Annotated in this window: 12 protein-coding genes; 6 read left to right on the forward strand and 6 right to left on the reverse strand. The window is 43.3% G+C overall.

The window, feature by feature from the left end; all coding sequences use genetic code 11:
• Positions 1-418 precede the first annotated feature (418 nt).
• Complete coding sequence (locus tag R7Q46_RS00680) at positions 419-1,750, forward strand: anaerobic C4-dicarboxylate transporter (protein ID WP_005376060.1); 1,332 nt, start codon at positions 419-421, stop codon at positions 1,748-1,750.
• Between the two features lie 86 nt (positions 1,751-1,836).
• On the opposite strand, the gene R7Q46_RS00685 is transcribed toward R7Q46_RS00680, so the two are convergent.
• On the reverse strand, positions 1,837-2,325 hold the full coding sequence (locus R7Q46_RS00685) for an NYN domain-containing protein (RefSeq protein ID WP_005387978.1): 489 nt from the start codon (positions 2,323-2,325) through the stop codon (positions 1,837-1,839).
• 119 nt (positions 2,326-2,444) lie between these two features.
• Between R7Q46_RS00685 and R7Q46_RS00690 the strand changes: the two genes are divergently transcribed.
• The gene (locus R7Q46_RS00690) at positions 2,445-2,885 is read left to right on the forward strand and encodes a DUF4174 domain-containing protein (protein ID WP_005376058.1); all 441 of its coding nucleotides are present in this window, start codon (positions 2,445-2,447) and stop codon (positions 2,883-2,885) included.
• 16 nt (positions 2,886-2,901) lie between these two features.
• Here R7Q46_RS00690 and cobA read toward each other — a convergent pair whose 3' ends face one another.
• The 4 genes from cobA to nirB form a co-directional block, all read right to left on the reverse strand.
• Positions 2,902-3,660 (reverse strand): uroporphyrinogen-III C-methyltransferase, encoded by a 759-nt coding sequence (gene cobA, locus R7Q46_RS00695; protein ID WP_213871128.1) that lies wholly within the window; start codon positions 3,658-3,660, stop codon positions 2,902-2,904.
• A 206-nt stretch (positions 3,661-3,866) separates the two neighbouring features.
• Positions 3,867-4,715: a formate/nitrite transporter family protein gene (locus R7Q46_RS00700; RefSeq protein ID WP_005387971.1), complete on the reverse strand. Its 849-nt coding sequence runs from the start codon at positions 4,713-4,715 to the stop codon at positions 3,867-3,869.
• A gap of 195 nt (positions 4,716-4,910) precedes the next feature.
• The gene (nirD, locus tag R7Q46_RS00705) at positions 4,911-5,234 is read right to left on the reverse strand and encodes a nitrite reductase small subunit NirD (protein ID WP_005387969.1); all 324 of its coding nucleotides are present in this window, start codon (positions 5,232-5,234) and stop codon (positions 4,911-4,913) included.
• A 13-nt stretch (positions 5,235-5,247) separates the two neighbouring features.
• On the reverse strand, positions 5,248-7,812 hold the full coding sequence (gene nirB / locus R7Q46_RS00710; RefSeq protein ID WP_262638437.1) for a nitrite reductase large subunit NirB: 2,565 nt from the start codon (positions 7,810-7,812) through the stop codon (positions 5,248-5,250).
• Positions 7,813-8,339: 527 nt separating this feature from the next.
• Here nirB and rnk point away from each other — a divergent pair.
• The 3 genes from rnk to R7Q46_RS00725 all read left to right on the forward strand — a co-directional run bounded on the left by rnk (position 8,340) and on the right by R7Q46_RS00725 (position 12,199).
• Positions 8,340-8,747 carry a nucleoside diphosphate kinase regulator gene (gene rnk / locus R7Q46_RS00715; protein WP_005376048.1) on the forward strand — a complete coding sequence of 136 codons (408 nt, stop codon included), beginning with the start codon at positions 8,340-8,342 and terminating at the stop codon, positions 8,745-8,747.
• A gap of 236 nt (positions 8,748-8,983) precedes the next feature.
• Complete coding sequence (locus R7Q46_RS00720) at positions 8,984-9,937, forward strand: GGDEF domain-containing protein (RefSeq protein WP_213871361.1); 954 nt, start codon at positions 8,984-8,986, stop codon at positions 9,935-9,937.
• Positions 9,938-10,414: 477 nt separating this feature from the next.
• Positions 10,415-12,199, forward strand: a complete 1,785-nt coding sequence (locus tag R7Q46_RS00725) for an Ig-like domain-containing protein (RefSeq protein ID WP_318077221.1) — start codon at positions 10,415-10,417, stop codon at positions 12,197-12,199.
• Between the two features lie 64 nt (positions 12,200-12,263).
• Here the strand turns inward: R7Q46_RS00725 and R7Q46_RS00730 are convergent, their stop codons facing one another.
• Complete coding sequence (locus tag R7Q46_RS00730; protein ID WP_151515535.1) at positions 12,264-13,859, reverse strand: DUF11 domain-containing protein; 1,596 nt, start codon at positions 13,857-13,859, stop codon at positions 12,264-12,266.
• A gap of 679 nt (positions 13,860-14,538) precedes the next feature.
• On the opposite strand from R7Q46_RS00730, the gene R7Q46_RS00735 reads away from it, so the two are divergent.
• Positions 14,539-15,825, forward strand: coding sequence for a hypothetical protein (locus R7Q46_RS00735; RefSeq protein WP_213866317.1), 1,287 nt, complete (start codon positions 14,539-14,541; stop codon positions 15,823-15,825).
• The last annotated feature ends 55 nt before the right edge of the window (positions 15,826-15,880 follow it).

Genomic DNA, 15,880 nt, shown 5'->3' on the forward strand with positions numbered 1-15,880 from the left:
ATGGCTTATTGTTGGTGTAGTCATTCTGACACCTTTATACCCAAGCACCAATCGCAATGCAAACTATTATCCTTTGCGTTTTCATAACAAAGAAGCACTCTTAGGGTTAGTTATGAATGTATTTCCGAGTTCTGTGAAGCTGTAAGGTCTGGTTACGTATGCGATGAATAGCAACAAACTCTTAAACCTCTTCGCATTTAACGCTCAGATGATCGCAAAAATACACAGCATAAAAACACCCTGATAAAACTGTGTTAACAGTTTCCCTGTGTAGCGTGAGTTATTGCCAATAATTGAATATTGCTGTTTCTTATCCAGCGGATTGTGAACAACATGAAGTATTTTCTTTCTGAATATCGAGACAATACAAAGAGGTAATTTGGCTATGTAGCCCTCTGTTTTGAATAAGGAAATCCACATGTTGTATCTTGAGTTTCTATTTTTGCTCGTGATGCTGTATATCGGCTCACGTTATGGTGGTATAGGCCTTGGGGTCGTATCCGGAATTGGCTTGGTGATTGAAGTCTTCATCTTTAAGATGCCGCCAACCTCTCCTCCTGTCACCGTTATGTTGATCATTTTAGCGGTGGTAACATGTGCTTCCATTCTTGAAGCCGCTGGCGGTTTGAAATACATGCTGCAAGTTGCCGAGCGTGTGCTTCGTAAGAACCCAAAACGCGTCACCCTTATTGCTCCGTTCGTGACTTACTTTATGACCTTCCTACTTGGTACAGGTCACGCGGTTTACTCTATCATGCCAATCATTGGCGACGTTGCACTTAAAAATGGCATTCGTCCAGAGCGTCCTATGGCTGCCGCTTCTGTCGCGTCTCAAATCGCAATCACAGCCTCGCCAATTTCAGCAGCAGTGGTTTACTACTTGGCGCAACTCTCCGACATTCAACACGAGATCACTCTGCTCTCAATTCTGCTCGTTACTGTACCTGCAACGCTATTCGGTACGTTGTTGATGTCACTTTACAGCCTAAAGCGTGGTAAAGAGCTAGACGACGATGAAGAATACCAAGAGCGTTTGAAAGATCCAGTGTGGAGAGAAAAAATCCTCAACACAACTGCGACGTCTCTTGATGAAGTACTACCAACAAGTGCTCGTAACTCTGTATTGCTGTTCATTGCTTCTATCTTGGTTATCGTCGTTATCGCGATGTGGCCAGACATTCGTACCATCGTAGATGGCTCGAAGCCAATCAGCATGGCAGTTGTGATTCAAATGATGATGCTCTGCTTCGGCGGTATCATTTTGCTTGCGACCAAAACTGACCCGCGCGACGTACCAAATGGCGTGGTATTTAAATCTGGTATGGTGGCGGCGATTGCTATCTTCGGTATTGCATGGATGTCAGATACCTACTTCCAGTACGCTATGCCTCAATTTAAATCTGGCATCGTTGAGATGGTAACCAACTACCCTTGGACATTCGCGCTTGCGTTATTCATTGTGTCGGTTGTGGTGAACTCTCAAGCTGCAACGGCTCGCATGATGCTACCTGTTGGTCTCGGCTTAGGTTTGGAACCTGCGCTGCTTATCGGCTTGATGCCAGCGGTATACGGCTACTTCTTTATTCCCAACTACCCTTCAGATATTGCGACTGTGAACTTCGATACCTCGGGCACAACTAAGATTGGTAAGTGGTACTTCAACCACTCATTCATGTCTGTGGGCTTAATCGGCGTGATTGGTGCGTGTTGCTTGGGTTACTTGCTAGGGCAAATGATCATTCCTTCGTAACTAGCCAAATCAACGATAAATTAGAGGCGAGTCATTGTACGTTTCGTACAGCCTGAGTGACTCGCCTTTCTTTATTGCACTATTCACTACAGCAAGAAATCGTCATCAATCGCGACAAAATTGTCGGCACAATCAATCAGAGTTTGGGATGTTAGCTTAGGTACACCATAAACGGTCACCGTTTTATTGAAGCGCTGCTGAATTCTCTCTACTAGCAGACTAAAGTCTCCATCTCCCGAAACTAGAATCACTTCCTCAACTTCGGGAGCAATTTCAATTGCATCGAGAGTAATACCCACATCCCAATCGCCTTTCGAGCTGCCATCACGACGCTGGATGTAGGGTTTAAGCATCACCTCAAATCCAACACCACGAAGAATATGGTGGAACTGACGTTGCTTGGGATCATTGCTCGCAATTGCATAAGCACGAGCACTTACCACCTCTTTCCCTTGTGTGGCAACATACCAAAACTGGTTGTAATCAAAATTGCTTCGATACGCTTCGCGACAGGTGTAATACACATTCTGTACATCAACCAAAATGGCGATTTTTTGTTTGCTTTCCGAACTCATCTATTTCTACGCTCAATTTATTTGCTGCCTACCCTATGCCAGTTTTGGAAAAAGCACAATGAGCCAATTCCACTAAACTTAACGTATAAAAAGTTATTTGGGTTTCTAGGGAAACTGTCATGGGCGGAAAGTTACTAGTGATACTGCTTTCTTGTATCTTGTCATCGACAGCATTTGGTTATCCAGCGCACTCCAAATACTGGCCACATAGAAGTGTGCTCTACTTTGCGCCAGAAAATGATGAATACGTCAAACAATTCTTGCTAGAAACACTTATGAATGAGTGTGAGTTGGAAGACAGAGATGTCGTCACGCTGGTCATTACAGAACAAGGTTATACTTTTCCTGCTTGGCTTAAAGAAGAGTTCGACCTAAAAATGCTAGCTCGTCTTTATGAGGTCGAAAAAGGTTCTCATACTGCTATTTTGCTTGGTAAAGATGGTCTAGAAAAGCACCGTTGGGGCGCAGAAACAGACTGGCCGTTTATCAACAACCTCATTGATCAAATGCCTATGCGTAAGCAAGAAATGCAGAGGCAGCAAAGTCCCTGTAAAATATAGTCACTTCTGGGCAGTATTACTTTGCGAACCAATCCAACTTGTTGTGAAGTTGAGTCACGCTGCCAACCACAATCAATGCTGGGCTCACGGCTTGCTCTGCCATGATCGATAGCTCGTTCAACTTTCCTTGGAGCACGCGCTGCTCTGGGCGCGTACCGTTTTCAATAATGGCGCATGACATCTCAGGATCTAACCCATGAGTGATCAGCTTATCCATAATGTGGCCGCTTTGCTTCAACCCCATATAGAACACAAGTGTGTTGTTGGATTGCGCTAGTGAATGCCATTCAATCTCACGACCATCTTTTTGTACATGACCAGTGATAAATTGAACGCTTTGTGCATGGTCACGGTGCGTTAATGGAATACCAGCGTATGCCGTTGCACCCGCCGCCGCCGTAATACCAGGAACCACTTCGTATTTGATGCCAAATTCGGCTAGCTCTTCTAGCTCTTCACCACCACGGCCAAAGATAAATGAGTCCCCACCTTTTAGGCGCACAACGCGTTTACCTTCTTGCGCTTTCTGCACCAAGATTTGGTTGATTTGATCTTGAGGCACACAGTGAAAGTCTAATTTTTTACCTACGTAGATCATCTCTGCTGATGCGTGAGCCAATTCAAGAATGTCTTTCGACACCAATCGGTCGTACACCACAACTTCAGCCGCTTGAATGGCTTTTAAGCCTTTTACTGTGAGCAAATCAGGATCACCTGGACCTGCACCAACAAGAGAAACAAAGCCGCTGTTTAAAGATGAGTGAGCAGTAGTCATATCAACGCCTATCGAAAAATTTAGATATAAAGAGTAACACTCGCGTTATGCACTTAGGGCTAAAACCACTCTAAGGAGTTATTACTTTTTATAGCTAAATCAATAAAATATGTCGCGAAAGTGAAAGTTAAAAATTGAAATCTAGTTAGAGAATAGTCCCGCCCATCCAGAAGCGGGACCATATTAAGCGAATTACCCGTTAATGGTTATTTAGCCATTGCAGGTTGCGCTTTTACTTCTTCTTCAGCATTGATAGAAGGCGCAGTTTTAGCGTGAGTTAGGTACAGTGGAATACAAGTCATTACTAGACCACCAACAATGTTACCTAGGATGGTTGGGATAAGGTTGAAGTTCAACCAAGTCGCGATACCAAAATCCGCACCTAGAATCATACCTAGTGGGAATAGGAACATGTTTACTACTGTGTGCTCGAATACTAGAGCGAAGAAGATGAAGATTGGGAACCACATCATTGCTACGCGACCAGATACTGAACGTGCTGTCATGTTGCCGATAACGCCTAGACATACCATTAGGTTACAGAAGATGCCGCGTACGAAACACGTGATCCATCCGTCCATACCCATGTTTTCAAAACCAAGGCTACGCGCGGTAGAAACAGCCACAAATTTCTTCGCTACTGCGTTCAGTTCTAGAGAGAAGTTACCTGTTAGAGAGATAGCCACTAGGTAAGCAACGATCAGAGAACCGATAAGGTTACCCAAGCCTACAAGACCCCAACAACGGAAGATACGACCCCAAGTGATGCCCGGACGGTTAGCAAACTTAGCCAGAGGCGCTAGACCAAAAACACCGGTTACTAGGTCATACCCCATCACACTTAGAATTACGAAACCAACGGGGAAAACAAGTGCTCCTACAAGACCGATACCCGTTTGTACAATCGCGGTAATAGCAACCACCACCGCAAGCGAAAGAATAACGCCAGCCATCGTACCGCGAAGCAGAAGATCTCGCGTGCTTGTATTGGTTTTCGCTTCACCAACATTGATCATGGTTTGCACGAATTCTGCAGGCTTAAAATCAGTAGACATGAATGTGTCCTTATCCAAAATTGAAAGTTAAAAAGTTAAAGATTGAATAGAGAAAGGCTTCCCGTTGACACCTGAACGCTGTCTACAACACCTCGCTTCCCTGTTCCCCTGAGATGATGCTTGGAAAGCCTTTGTCTATTGAATCTAGGTTTCAGTTCATTCCCTCCCCCTAAGAGGAGGGAATGAAAACCAAGCTTACGCAGAGATTTCTACTTCGCCGTTGGTTACGCGGGTTTTGTACGCTTTCACGCTAAAACGCTCGTCTTCCATGCACGCACCTGTTGTCAGGTTAAAGCGTTGCTTCTTAAGTGGGCTAGCCACCCAAAGCTCGCCTTGGTGCTCACAGATCAAACCGCGAGAAAGCACGTTTGATTGGAAGAACGGGTCTGTGTTGCTGATCGCCAGCACTTCTTCTGCTTGTGTTGGGCGGAATACCGCAACTTGCTGACCATCAACCAGTGCACAAACACCTGTGCCCGGTACGATGTCGCTGATTTGGCAAATCTTTTCAAATGACATAATCAACCTTCCCTTATGCTTCAGTGATCGCTACGTGTAGGATGTCGCCTTTCGCTTCAGGATGTTTTTCCGTGAAGGTTGCAGGGCGGTGCTGTTCACGCTCTTGTACAAACACAACGTTTTCATCGCGCTTGTCAGAGTTGATGAAGTGCGCGAAACGAGTCAGTTGTGATTCGTCGTTGATGGTCGCAGTCCACTCACACTCGTACTCGTCTACAAGCTTCGCTACATCAGCTTCTAGTTGAGTGTTGATGCCAAGTTTGTCTTCAACAATCACTTCGCGTAGGTAGTCAACGCCACCTTCCATGTTTTCCATCCAAACTGATGTGCGTTGTAGTGGCGCAGCAGTACGGATGTAGAACATCATGAAGCGGTCGATGTACTTGATTAGTGTTTCTTTATCTAGGTCACTTGCAAGTAGGTCTGCGTGACGAGGTTTCATACCACCGTTACCACATACGTACATGTTCCAACCTGCGTCAGTCGCGATAATACCAAGGTCTTTACCTTGTGCTTCCGCACACTCACGAGTACAGCCAGAAACACCGAACTTCATCTTATGAGGTGTACGAATGCCTTTGTAACGGTTCTCGATGTAAGAACCCAGACCAACAGAATCTTGAACGCCGTAACGACACCACGTTGAGCCAACACAGGTCTTCGCCATACGAAGGGCTTTTGCGTACGCTTGACCTGTTTCGAAACCAGCGTCGATAAGCTTGCGCCAGATCTCTGGAAGATCGTCTTTTTGAGCACCAAACAGACCAATACGTTGAGCACCGGTTACTTTGGTGTATAGGTTGTATTCTGCGGCAACGTTCGCTAACGCACCCAGTGCTTGAGGTGTTACTTCACCACCCGCCATACGTGGGATAACAGAGTAAGTACCGTCTTTTTGGATGTTACCTAGGAAGTTATCGTTCGTGTCGTGCAGCTTAACCAGTTGTGGCTTAAGAATGTGCTCACCCCAGCAAGAAGCCAAGATAGAACCAGCCAGTGGTTTACAAACTTCACAGCCGTAACCTTTACCGTATTTCTCTAGAAGCTCATCAAACGTTTTGATCTCTTCAATACGGATTAGGTGGAACAGCTCTTGGCGTGAGTATGCAAAGTGCTCACAGACGTCGTTCTTCACTTCGATACCAGATTTAGCAAGCTCAGCATTTAGAACAGACGTCACTAGAGGAATACAACCACCACAGCCTGTACCTGCGCCAGTCACTGCTTTGATGTCAGCAAGCGTATGATTACCATCAGCAACCGCCTGTGCGATCTTGCCTTTTGTCACGTCGAAACAAGAACAGATCACTGCGCTTTCTGGTAGAGCATCTGCACCTAGTGCTGGTTTCTCAGCGCCTGCGTGTGCAGGAAGGATCAACGCATCTGGGTGTTCTGGTAGGTCGATTTCGTTCAGCATAAGTTGAAGCAGGTCGCCGTAGTCAGAGGTGTCGCCAACCATAACCGCGCCAAGCAGTTTCTTGTTGTCTTTAGAAACGATAAGACGTTTGTAAACTTCTTGCTCTTCGTTTTGATAAACGTAGCTCTTACAGCCTTCAGTACGACCGTTCGCGTCACCAATTGAACCTACTTTTACACCTAGAAGTTTCAGCTTCGCAGACATATCAGCGCCTTCGAATTTGCTTTCTGTGTTACCTAGTAGGTGATCAACGGCAACTGTCGCCATCTTGTAGCCAGGAGCAACAAGGCCGTAGAACATTTCGTTCCAAGACGCACACTCACCGATAGCGTAGATGTTCTCATCAGAAGTCTGACAATGGTCGTTGATAGCAACACCGCCACGAGGTGCCACTTCCAGCTCCATTTGGCGTGCTAGTTTGTCTTGTGGACGAATACCTGCAGAGAATACGATGAAGTCTGTTTCTAGCTCTGAGCCATCAGCAAAACGCATAACGTTGCGTGCGTTTGTGCCTTCTGGCGCAATCTCAAGCGTGTTTTTGCTAGTGTGAACGTTCACGCCCATACGCTCGATCTTTTGTCGAAGTTGGTTACCACCAGCAAGGTCAAGTTGCTCAGCCATTAGCTTCGGTGCGAACTCAACAACATGCGTTTCTACACCCAGTGCTTTCAATGCGCCTGCTGCTTCAAGACCTAGCAGACCACCACCGACAACAACGCCTGATTTGCTCTTCTTCGCACACGCTTCGATCGCTTTAAGATCTTCGATAGTACGGTAAACAAAACAGTCTTTGCTTTCGTGACCTTTGATAGGTGGAACAAATGGGAATGAGCCAGTAGCAAGAATCAGCTTGTCGTATTGAACTTCGCGACCAGTGCTTGAGTAAACAATGCGGTTTTCACGGTTGATGTTGATCGCGCGTTCGCCGATCAGCATGTTAATACCGTGTTTCTCGTAGAAGCCTTCTTTTACTAAAGAAAGTTCATCTGCAGTATGGTGAGAAAAGTAAGAGGAAAGGTGCACACGGTCGTATGCGACACGAGGTTCTTCACAGAAAACCGTAATGTCCATATTAGACATATCAGCTTTCTCGACTAAGTCTTCAATATAACGGTGCCCTACCATACCGTTACCGATGACTACTAGCTTCAACTTGCTCATTATAATTCCTAAGGGTTAGGTTCTTATCACTGAGCTCATTGTTAATTGTGAAAGAAAATTAATACATGATGTAAATCAATTACAATTTCAAACTACCCTAAAGGGGTAGATGAACGTATTTATCTGACTATTGCGAAATAAAAAGTAATTTATTAACGGATATTGGTAGTTTTAACAAACTGAGATAACCGAAGCCATGTTAGCAACGGACTATACCGTTTTGCTTTTATGAAGTTAGGCTGACCATCGAAACCGAGCACACCTACGATAAATCCTGCTTTGCTTCTAAACGACGCACTCACTTGACTTCACCGTTTCAAGGTGATCAGAGAACAATATCTGAAGTGATTGAAAGATTTAGAAAAATCAAGCTTCACAACAAAAATTTTTTACTAGCTAAGTCGCACTATAAAGACTAAAATCAGGTTTAGTTCATATGGAATAGCGTCCATATGATTGATACCGTAATTGACATATAGAGTGCCGTCCCATTTTTGTGAGGCGGCCTTTTATTTGGGAGTCATAAAATGTCAGAAAACAATTCTATCTACATCTCAAGCTTAGATATGAACCGAATCACAGCCTTGTTGGATAAAATGCCAAACATCGCAGCGGAGCTTGTGGAATTAGAAGCAGAGCTCGACCGAGCAACAGTTCTTGAGCCAGAACAAATGCCAGATAACGTGGTCACGATGAACTCGACTGTAGAGTTTAAATTTTCAGGTGAAGATAGAACCATGACAAAGACACTGGTTTACCCTTCTGAACTGAAAAGCAGTGATGATATCTCTATTTTTGCGCCCGTAGGCAGCGCACTGATCGGTTTGTCTGTCGGCCAAAAACTTGAATGGCCAATGCCAAATAATCAAGTGAAGACAATTGAAATTGTCGATATCACCTACCAGCCTGAGCGTTGTGGTGCACTAAACCGCTAACCCTCAGTAGTCCCGGTGCAAAGGCCTCCATTTAAGACTTTGCACCAGGAGAGCCCCTCGCTTACCCCCTATTTCCTTCTTTTTTCCAAGTATTTACTTTGCTGCTCTTAAGTAACATCACCGATTCTTTATTATTTACCGCATATTCAATACTTATATCTCCAAGCTCAATCATAGAAATTGCAAAGTATTTTTCGTATATTGTCGCTCCGAAATCGACGTAAATTATGCGCAAAATGGAAGAATACCTAACTCGAATTGCCTGCTTAGAAAAAGAAAATGAAGAGCTGAAGCGGAAGAATGCGCGACTACAAGAAAAGTTGAATGCTGCACTCGACAGTAATGGACTGTGTTTGTGGGAGCAGCATATTCCTTCGGGTACTTTGACTATATTCAATATGCAGTGGGGCAAAATGCTAGGTTATCAGCCCCATGAGTTAACCGCCACGGTTGAAACATGGAAAAACAAACTCCACCCTGAAGATTACGATCTTGCGGTGGGTGCATTTGAAGATCACCTAGCAGGCAAGACCGACCTTTATGAGGTAGTGCATCGCATGATTCATAAAGACGGCAGTGATAGCTGGGTCTACGATCGAGGGCGCATCGTCGAGTATGGTTCTGATGGAGAACCACTACGCATGATGGGCACTCATATCGATATTACAAAAGAAAAGCGATATGAGCAGCAACTGGCTAAGTTAGCTTCGAGTGATCCATTGACCGGATTGTTAAATAGAAAAGCAATTGAGGAAAACTTTAATCATCAACCTCAAACCAAGCCGTCTCAGCAGTCTGCCTTAGTGTTTGTTGATATAGATAATTTTAAAGCAGTTAACGACCAGCTAGGCCATCATACTGGTGATACTCTCCTCATCAATATCGCCAATAGCTTAACAGAGCTTGCGCCAAGCAAGTCTCAAGTCGGACGCATAGGAGGAGATGAGTTTGTCGTTTTAAGCTCTTATTCAAATCAAGAAGAAATATCTCAACTTTGTGATCAACTCTTAGATTCAATCATTCCAGCGATAAATCAAGACTTACATAAAGTAACGATAGGAATGAGTATCGGTGTTTGTCTCTTTAATAAAGGAAAGCAACCGTTTAATGAAGTGTATCAAAAAGCCGATCACGCAATGTATGAGATAAAGAAAAATGGCAAAAATGGCGTTGCCTATATCCAGATATAATAAGTCTCTTTTTTTGAAATTAATATTTCTTTAATTTGACAATTTTCTCTATGGAATTGATAGCGTCTTATTTTTAATAAGTAATTTATATAGGAAACAAAAGAAATAACAAACAATTAAAAGTGTTGCATACTACACGGTGTAATATTACTACTGTCTTTGTAACTACTTTTGTTGCATACAATATTATTTCTTATTATTTTTATAAAAACCACCAGTAAAAATTAGTTAAACATTATAATTCATGAACTTATAAAAACCGAAATGCATGGTTGAATTTTAACCACCCCTTCTGCTAATATCTCGCCTCGTGTTTAAAAGTAATAAACACACACAAATATAAAACAAACTTTATAAAACATAATGCACACTTGATGATTACTGGTTCTATTTGGGTAGAGCTCGTTATTTATTTTATTTAAAACATTATGAATTTGTAATTTCATTTAATATCAAAATATTAAGTAGGTATATAAATTGAAGAAGGTCATCCTCCCTCAATTGGGCGTTGTTGCGTCAAATTTACGCTTGCTAGCTCTTGGCTTTGTAACCCTCGTGTCAGCATATTCTTTTTCATCAGAGGTTTATGCTGAGCAAGTGGCTAGTGGTGAACAAAAAACATTAGTTGTACTCGTCAATTTCCAAGAAAGCCCTCAAGAGATCCCGATCTCTAAAGAAGACGCCCATCATGTGGTTTTTAATACCGTTAGCGACTTCTATTCGCAAATGTCCCAGGGGCAACTTTGGCTAACTGGTGATGTTGCTGGAACATTCACCTTGCCGATATCAAACCAAATTTGCGATGATGATGCTGTAGCTGCGGAAGCCAACAAAATGGCTGAAACTGCGGGATATCAACTATCAAACTATGACCGTTTTATCTACTTAACAACCAAAACTGGATGTGCATCAGAAGGCTCTGGTAGTCAAGGAGTAACTCCCTCTAGAGCGTCAATAAATGCGGTTTTCGAGCCTCGAGTTATCGCCCATGAATTAGGACATAATTTTGGATTGCATCACGCTTCCGCCCTCGACTGTAAAGACGGTACGTTGGCTGGTGATTGCCGTGTCATAGAGTACGGTGATAGCTACGATACAATGGGTAACTACGATATGGGTTACTTTAGCGCCTTCCAACTGGAAAACTTAGGGTGGCAGACCTCCCCTGCTCAAATCATTTCTAGTGATGGTGTTTACTCTATTGATGCCTATGAAGACTTTGAAAGTACTTCATCAAAAGTTTTAAAAATCCCAAGAGGTACCGATCCAATTACAGGCCAGCGCCAATGGTTTTACGTTGAATATCGACAAGCTCTTGGCTACGACAGCTTTTTACGTGACCGTTCGTACATCGTATACCGCCAAGATGTGACAGAAGGTGTGGTTGTGCGCCTAGCGACAGACGGTGATCTTAAAAGTAGCCGCTTGCTACACATGAAGCCTGACTCCACTTTCAAACAATTATTTGGGAGTAATGACTGGGAAGACCCCGCTCTTCCAATCGGTGGAACGTTCACCGATCCAAAAACAGGCGTGTCGATTACTTTGGAAAGTGCTAATGGTCAAAACGCACAGGTCAGTGTCATATTTGGTGGTGAATCAGGGCAATGCGTTGCGACATCGCCTCTACTCTCTCTAACCCCACTTTCAGGTTCTGATGCTAATGCCGGAGAAACATTAGCGTATAATCTAAAAGTGACGAACCAGAACAATACAGAATGTGCAGACGCGACCTATACAACTGCTTTAAGCGTTCCTGACGGATGGAATTATGACGCAAGTGCCTTGACGGTTCCTTCCGGCATGAGTGCAGAAACGACGGTCATGGTTACGTCAAACAGCGATGCTCAACCGAACTCTTACAGCATAGCCGTTGACGTTATAGATGCTGAAAATGAACAATCAGCCAAAACCGAGCTACCTTACACAGTGTTATCTGAGTCAACGTCACCACTTGAAGCGGTGAATGATAGCGTAACGATCAGTGATAAATCCGTCGTTCGCATCCAACAGTTAAATAATGACTCATTTGAACAATCGACTTCTCTTGCAATTACGGTCGCTAAGCCAAACAAAGGCAGCGCCCGTGTACTGAGCGATGGCTCCATTGAATACATACCTTCGAAGAAGTTTAAGAATAATGATTCATTCACTTATACGATCAGTGACGGTCAATCTTCTTCAACCGCGACGATTAGCATCACCTTACAATCGAGTTCTGGTGGGAATGGTGGTGGAAACGGTAAAGGGAAACCGAACTAAATCACGCAATTCAATATGAAAAAGCCTGGAGAATACTCCAGGCTTTTTATTCACAAGACGTCAATTAGTTGCTTGGTGCAGGACAAATGTCACAGTCTGCAGAAGCTGTATTCGTCGCTTGAGTATTATCGATTTTCAAGAAACCAACCGCTGTCACAGTATCACGGAAAGATTGTGTTTCTGCATTGCTAAATGCCGTTGGGATATAGCTACCAGTATAAGACTGACATTGATCCGAAGCGAGTTCGATATTATCTACCACTTTCACGTCATCAGAAGTATCCTCAGGCGTACCTGAGTCATCCACAACAGAAACATTCACTAAAGTAAGTCCAGGCGTTGTGTTACATACCATTCCCGAGAAGCTCACTTCTGCAATGATACCGTTTTCAGTAAGTTTGAAGCCGCTTTCACATGATTTCGTTACACTAATCATTGGAGACAAGCTCAATGACTCACATGGATCACTCGCTGTATCAGTAATGGTCGCTTGACCACCCGGAGTCGCAGCTGCTGTGACTCTTACTGTATTAGTTAGACCGTTATTTGTACTTTCAAAACTGCCGCTGTATGAAGCACTGTCACCTGAAGCAATGGCACCTAAGCTATGTGTAGTACCTGCTTCTAAATCCTCTACAACAACATCGTAGAGCGTACCGACACCATCATTAATCACGTCGCCGCTGTATGAGTAAACGTAACCATCTTCTGTTTCATTCACGACCGCTTGATTACATGTTTTAGTGATATCAACACTACACAACTCAAAGTCACCAACCACAAAGTCTTTCAACTGAGCGGTAATACTGCTTGATGCTCTTGTTTCGGCTGCAAATGAGCTAAAACAGGTGTCTGTTTGTAGAAGTTCAGTAAGGTTTACACCACCTTCAAAGAAGGTTTCTGGAGGGAAGACATTTTCGACACCACTTTTTGGCGTATACGCCCATGGTGCAGGTGAGTCAGTTGTATTGGTTGAAGCACACACATCTTGCGCGCCCGGTGAACACAGTGCATTTGTCTTAACTTTCAAACGTAAGTTTGTCGCAGCACACTGACCATCTTGTGGATTATTGTTATCAGCTTTCGCACAAGTTGTGTCCCATTCAAGAACCAAAATTTCTGGCCCCTCATTTGCCCCTTGCAAATAATTCACCTGAATCAAAAGGTCGCCAGCAATATGTTGACCAGTGAATGTACCGTCTGGGTTTGTACTGACTGAGTCTTGATAAAACCAAAAACCTAAGAAGGCATCACCGCTGTTACCAAAGCGGTCTGCACCAAAGGTGAGTACAAGGTCATTATTAATGTTGTATGCCGCTGCATACGCATGAAGAATATCCCCTTTATCGAGTACCGTCCCAGTCTTCCAACCGAGTTCTGGTATGTCTTTGATGTCTTTATTACCACCAGTAAAGATTGTATCCGGTGTTGCCGTGTCATTCTCAAAGCTAAATACTAATGCTCCACCACTGTTTGGCGGCGTTGACCAGTCATCTGGAGCTCCCACTCCAGAGTCATCTATCGCATTAGCATTTGCTTCTAACTCAAATACGCCATCTGTTGGTGTTGCAAATGCAGAGCTACCTATTAGCAAACTTGTAAATATTGCATAAAGAAAGCTCTTCATCGTATGCCAGATACCTGACTTACAAGAATTCATAACCTACTCCTTAGAACGCTTCTAAAGCTAGACGAAGGTCCCTATGTCATTAATTGCCTTTTAAGAAAGAGTGAAAGCGAGATACAACTTTCGTTTCGGCTTGTATAACGCATAGAGCATGCCACTACTTAAGGTTATGATTTTATTAAACTAAATATTCTCAACAGCGAAGAGAATGAACAGAGTGTTCAATTTTAAAGAAAGAGAAAGAAAACAAAAGAGACAAAAAAACCTACGATAACAAAGATATATACGTGTTCTAGGATAATGTTACAGATTGACACTTTATTGTTTACATCTGTGACAGGTGCACAAAAACGACGGTATTGAAACTGTCCACTATGAATATGAAATAGACGCTTACTCACCTGTTCCAACTAATGTGAAGGTGATGTGTAACACCTGTTTGCATAGTGTTACATCCTTTACACATCTAATTGAATACTCATTTAACTAAAACATATTCAGTAGTTTAGCGAATAAGTTTTAGCTCAACCATTTATGAAAATATAAACAAACTGTTCACCCCTCTGTACAAAAACAAAAAATAACCAACAAATACAAAAGGTTAAATATGGAACACTCTATGCTAGTCAACCGACGCAGTTTAACTCTGTGAGAAAACTATCACGTATGTGGGCTCAAGGACGTAGCGAGCCCACTTACACAAGGAGGTTTTATGAAAACCATATTTAACTCTTGGTGGGGCAATAAGAGTTACCGTTGTTCCACTTTATGTAGCCAGAATATACTTACAGCGATCAATATCAGCAGCATGTTTAAGCTGTTTACTTGGGTCATAGCGGTTAGCTTAGTGCTGAGCTCTCAAATTGTTTACGCATCCGCTGGCGACCCTTCAAGCCGAGGCGTGCAACCAATATTTGTTGAAGGGAATAACACCTGTCAACAATTACTTCCAGGGATCGATGGTTTGATAGAATACAAGCTTGAGCCAGTTACAGACGGCACTTTCGGTGATGGCATGCTTGAAGTGGTTATTGATCAACAACCTGGGGCAAAAACCTTCAGTTGGGATCAAGGTGATAGCCCTGTGATTATGCAAGCTATCTTTGTTAAAGGTGGTCCTGACGGAAACCTATATAACTACTTCACAGATGGATTATTGTATCAAGATGATGCCTTGCTGCATTCACCTGTAGGGAAAAATGGTAGATACTATGGCTTAAGTCATATTTCATTCTGTTACACACCAGGCGTACCAGACATTAAAATCACTAAAACTTGTACATTTGGTGATATTGTCAATGGTAACACTTTGAAATACAACTATAAACTCACTGTAGAAAACACCGGTGACTTTGCATTGTATGATGTTGTGGCAACAGACACTACAGCCGTTGACAACGATATGGCTGCTGGTGACCATGTGTTCAATTTAGCGATGCTCGCCGTTGGACAAACGCAAGAGTTTAATGGTTCGTTTATTATTGACCAAAACGGTATCACTAACTATGCAGAAGTAAGCGCAGCACTTGAAACTGGTGGTGGTGTTGCGGTTTCTGACAACGCAGATTGGGAATGCCCAAGCCAAAACATCCCTGGTTCATTGTCTCTAGAGAAAGACTGTAGTGTCGTCGTCGTGAATCGATTTGAAGATACTGGTATTAATGAATACGGTCTTCAAGTCAATTACAGTGGTAGTGTATGTAATACCTCCAATGTCACCATTGACGGCATTGTCGTAATCGACAACAAAGACTCGAATCCAATCCAGGTTGGTATGCTTGCGCCTGCTGAGTGTTACGACTTTACTGGTAACTACGAGCCAATCCCAGGAGATGGTGAAGGCCTTCCATTACCGGGTGAAGAAGTCAGAGCGTTTACAGATACTGTGGATGCGAGTGGTGAAACTATCTTCGGTAATGTTGTCGTAGAAGCGATAACAGCGTCTGCAGAATGTACGCTATGTCCAACTTGTCCAGAGCCTGTTAACTGCCCTGAATAAGGTCTACTTACAACTTAATAAAACAACGCCTGACGTTAACTCGTCAGGCGTTTTC

It is taken from the genome of Vibrio sp. 811 (assembly GCF_033339195.1).

What these genes read in the sequence shown, in the direction of transcription:
- nirD (WP_005387969.1), bottom strand. Translation starts at nt 5,234, where the DNA reads ATGTCATTTGAAAAGATTTGCCAAATCAGCGACATCGTACCGGGCACA.
- R7Q46_RS00685 (WP_005387978.1), bottom strand. Translation starts at nt 2,325, where the DNA reads ATGAGTTCGGAAAGCAAACAAAAAATCGCCATTTTGGTTGATGTACAG.
- nirB (WP_262638437.1), bottom strand. Translation starts at nt 7,812, where the DNA reads ATGAGCAAGTTGAAGCTAGTAGTCATCGGTAACGGTATGGTAGGGCAC.
- rnk (WP_005376048.1), top strand. Translation starts at nt 8,340, where the DNA reads ATGTCAGAAAACAATTCTATCTACATCTCAAGCTTAGATATGAACCGA.
- R7Q46_RS00720 (WP_213871361.1), top strand. Translation starts at nt 8,984, where the DNA reads ATGGAAGAATACCTAACTCGAATTGCCTGCTTAGAAAAAGAAAATGAA.
- R7Q46_RS00690 (WP_005376058.1), top strand. Translation starts at nt 2,445, where the DNA reads ATGGGCGGAAAGTTACTAGTGATACTGCTTTCTTGTATCTTGTCATCG.
- R7Q46_RS00730 (WP_151515535.1), bottom strand. Translation starts at nt 13,859, where the DNA reads ATGAATTCTTGTAAGTCAGGTATCTGGCATACGATGAAGAGCTTTCTT.
- R7Q46_RS00700 (WP_005387971.1), bottom strand. Translation starts at nt 4,715, where the DNA reads ATGTCTACTGATTTTAAGCCTGCAGAATTCGTGCAAACCATGATCAAT.
- R7Q46_RS00680 (WP_005376060.1), top strand. Translation starts at nt 419, where the DNA reads ATGTTGTATCTTGAGTTTCTATTTTTGCTCGTGATGCTGTATATCGGC.
- R7Q46_RS00735 (WP_213866317.1), top strand. Translation starts at nt 14,539, where the DNA reads ATGAAAACCATATTTAACTCTTGGTGGGGCAATAAGAGTTACCGTTGT.
- cobA (WP_213871128.1), bottom strand. Translation starts at nt 3,660, where the DNA reads ATGACTACTGCTCACTCATCTTTAAACAGCGGCTTTGTTTCTCTTGTT.